This window comes from Pedobacter sp. MC2016-05 (assembly GCF_026239735.1).
In the GTDB taxonomy this organism is placed as follows: domain Bacteria; phylum Bacteroidota; class Bacteroidia; order Sphingobacteriales; family Sphingobacteriaceae; genus Pedobacter.
In genome coordinates this window covers 1-2,724 of record NZ_JAPIVT010000043.1, presented here as the reverse complement: position 1 = coordinate 2,724, position 2,724 = coordinate 1, and the positions used below count along the sequence as shown (strand labels likewise).

Here is a 2,724-nt window from a genome sequence, read left to right as displayed (position 1 = left end):
TGGATATTCCGCTCTATAGTTTACCACCATTCCGCTATAAACCTTACCAGCAATTCCGCTGCATAGTTTACCAGTTTTCCGGAAGAAATATTACCAGGTATTCCATTTCAAGTCTTACCAGGTATTCCGGAGCAAAGTTTACCATTTGTAACGATTCAAGGGTCTCAAGCACCTGACATTCCGACACAAAGGTTACCACTTATTCCACGGCAAAGTTTACCATTAAGAGTGATTTACTACCGTTTCCTATAGTTTTGATCAGGATCAAACTATATAGAGATGGCAAATAAACTACTCAGTATGCAAAAAGTAAGACAGATACTCCTGTTTCTTAAACGTGGTTATTCTGAGCGTGAGATCGCCAGGCAAACAGGAGTTTCCCGACCAACCATTCATCTGTACTCGAAGTTACTTAAGGCTACCGGTACCGATTACGATGTGCTCTTTAATATGGGGGACAATGATTTAAATAGCCTTGTCCATTCCCAAAAGGAACAGAAGGATGAACCAATCGATCTAAGAAAGTTTCATTTCCAGCAACAGGTGGGTTATTTTCTTCTTGAACTTAAACGTGTGGGTGTTACCAGGTTTTTGTTATGGCAGGAGTACCTAAAGTTATATCCTTCAGGGTTTCAATATTCCCGGTTCTGCGAACTTCTGGATATCGAGCTTTCTTCACGCAAGCCAAGTATGCGCATGGAGCACAAACCCGGTCACCTTCTGGAGATCGATTTTGCAGGCTCAAGACTTGAATATGTTGATCGCGATAGCGGAGAGGTAATAGAGTGTCCTGTTCTGGTTGGAGTACTTCCATTCAGCAGCTATTGTTTTGTCATGGCGCTGCCGGATGCAACCCTGGTAAATGTTATCGGTGGCCTTAATAGGATGCTGGAATATTTCCAGGGAACGCCGCTGAACGTTATCTCTGATAACATGAAACAATGGGTGGTTAGGACCTGTAAATATGAGCCTACCTTTCCTGAGCTTCTGGAACAATGGGCACTGCACAATAAAGTAGGGCTACTGGCTACCCGCCCGGGTCGGCCAAAGGATAAACCATCGGTGGAGAATCAGGTGCTCATTTCCTATAGAAGGGTTTTTGCTCTTTTACGCAATGAAAGCTTCTATAGTCTGGAAGAACTAAACAGGGCTATTCTTAAAAAGGTAGACGAGCACCACCAGTTAAACTTTCAGAAAAAGAGCTATAGCCGGATGAGTCTTTTTCAGTCTGAGGAAAAGCCCCTTTTGCAGCCTCTGGCCGCTCAGCCATTCGAACTGTCCCACTACACAAAGGCAAAGGTTCAGAAGAACTATCATGTAGTGGTCGGTGAAGATTGGCATTTCTATAGCGTACCATTTGCTTATCTGGGCAAAAGCGTAACCATCATTTATGATTCAGACCACGTTGAAATCTATTATCAACTTGAACGGATTGCCATACACAAGCGAAGTTTTAAAAAGCATGGCTATACCACTGATCTGGAGCATATGCCGGAAAATCACAGAAAGATTGCTGAAAGGCGTGGTTGGGATCCTGATTATTATTTACTCAAAGCCAGGCAAAACGGTCCGGCCACCCATCAGTTCTTCAGTAAGCTGATGGAAAGTAAGATCTCCATTCACCAGGCTTATGGGCCATGCCTGGGTATTCTCAGGCTGATAAGTTCCTTTGGTTCAGTACGCGTGGAGAATGCGTGCAAGAGGGCATTGAGAGGTTATAAGTATAATTATGGTGTTCTCAATAATATTCTATCCAACAATATGGACCTTAAGGAAGATGCTCCTGCTGAAGGTTCACCAATCCCCAACCATGACAACCACAGGGGAGCGGAGGCATATGAGACGCTAAATTAGAAATCAACTCCAAATAAAATGAATAAACAATCAACACTGGATCAACTTAATTCACTTAGGCTACCAGGCATGGCGAAACGTTATCAAGCCATGTTAAACCTGCCCAGTCATCAACAGGAAGATGCATATACCCTGGTAGCCATGCTCTGTCAGGCTGAAATTGAGCATCGAAACTTTCAGCGAACCGAGAGGTTGTTGAAAAACAGCAGACTCCGTTACAATGCATTACTTGAGGAAGTGATCTGCAAACCGGAACGTGGCCTGACCAGAGAGATGCTTGGACAATTATCTGATGATAGTCTGGTCAATAGATCTCAGAATATCCTTATCCATGGGTTAACTGGTTGCGGAAAAAGTTACCTCGCCTGTGCGCTGGGAAGAAATGCCTGCCTGATGGGACACAAAGTACTGTACCTAGCTATGAATAAATTCCTGGAAGCGATCGGGCAGGCAAAACTTGACGGGACCTACCTAAAGTGGATCAAAAATATAGCTGCACACGCAGTTGTTATTCTAGATGACTTTGGACTCAAGCCGCTTACCCATGACGCAAAACTCGCACTGCTTGATATTCTTGAAGACAGGTATGGAAATGGTTCAATCATTATAACCTCCCAGCTTCCGCTGGATAAATATTATGAGTTCATTAATGAACCAAGCCTTGCGGATGCTATACTGGACAGACTGACAGCGTCGGCACATAAAGTTGAACTCATGGGTGAATCTTTGAGAAAGAAAAAATAAACCTTATTATTGTTAAACAAAAAAGCAACTCTTATAATAAACCAGCTGTCGCTGGTAACCTTTGCGTCGGAAAACCTGGTAAGGTTTCAAAGCGGAAATACTGGTAAACTTTTCTCGGAATATCCA

At 43.3% G+C, this 2,724-nt stretch carries 2 protein-coding genes; both read left to right on the top strand.

Annotated elements, in window-relative coordinates; genetic code table 11:
- Nucleotides 1–279 precede the first annotated feature (279 nt).
- On the top strand, nucleotides 280–1,854 hold the full coding sequence (gene istA / locus OQZ33_RS24065) for an IS21 family transposase (RefSeq protein ID WP_265802112.1): 1,575 nt from the start codon (nucleotides 280–282) through the stop codon (nucleotides 1,852–1,854).
- An 18-nt stretch (nucleotides 1,855–1,872) separates the two neighbouring features.
- The gene (gene istB / locus OQZ33_RS24060; RefSeq protein ID WP_265802111.1) at nucleotides 1,873–2,598 is read left to right on the top strand and encodes an IS21-like element helper ATPase IstB; all 726 of its coding nucleotides are present in this window, start codon (nucleotides 1,873–1,875) and stop codon (nucleotides 2,596–2,598) included.
- Nucleotides 2,599–2,724: the final 126 nt, after the last annotated feature.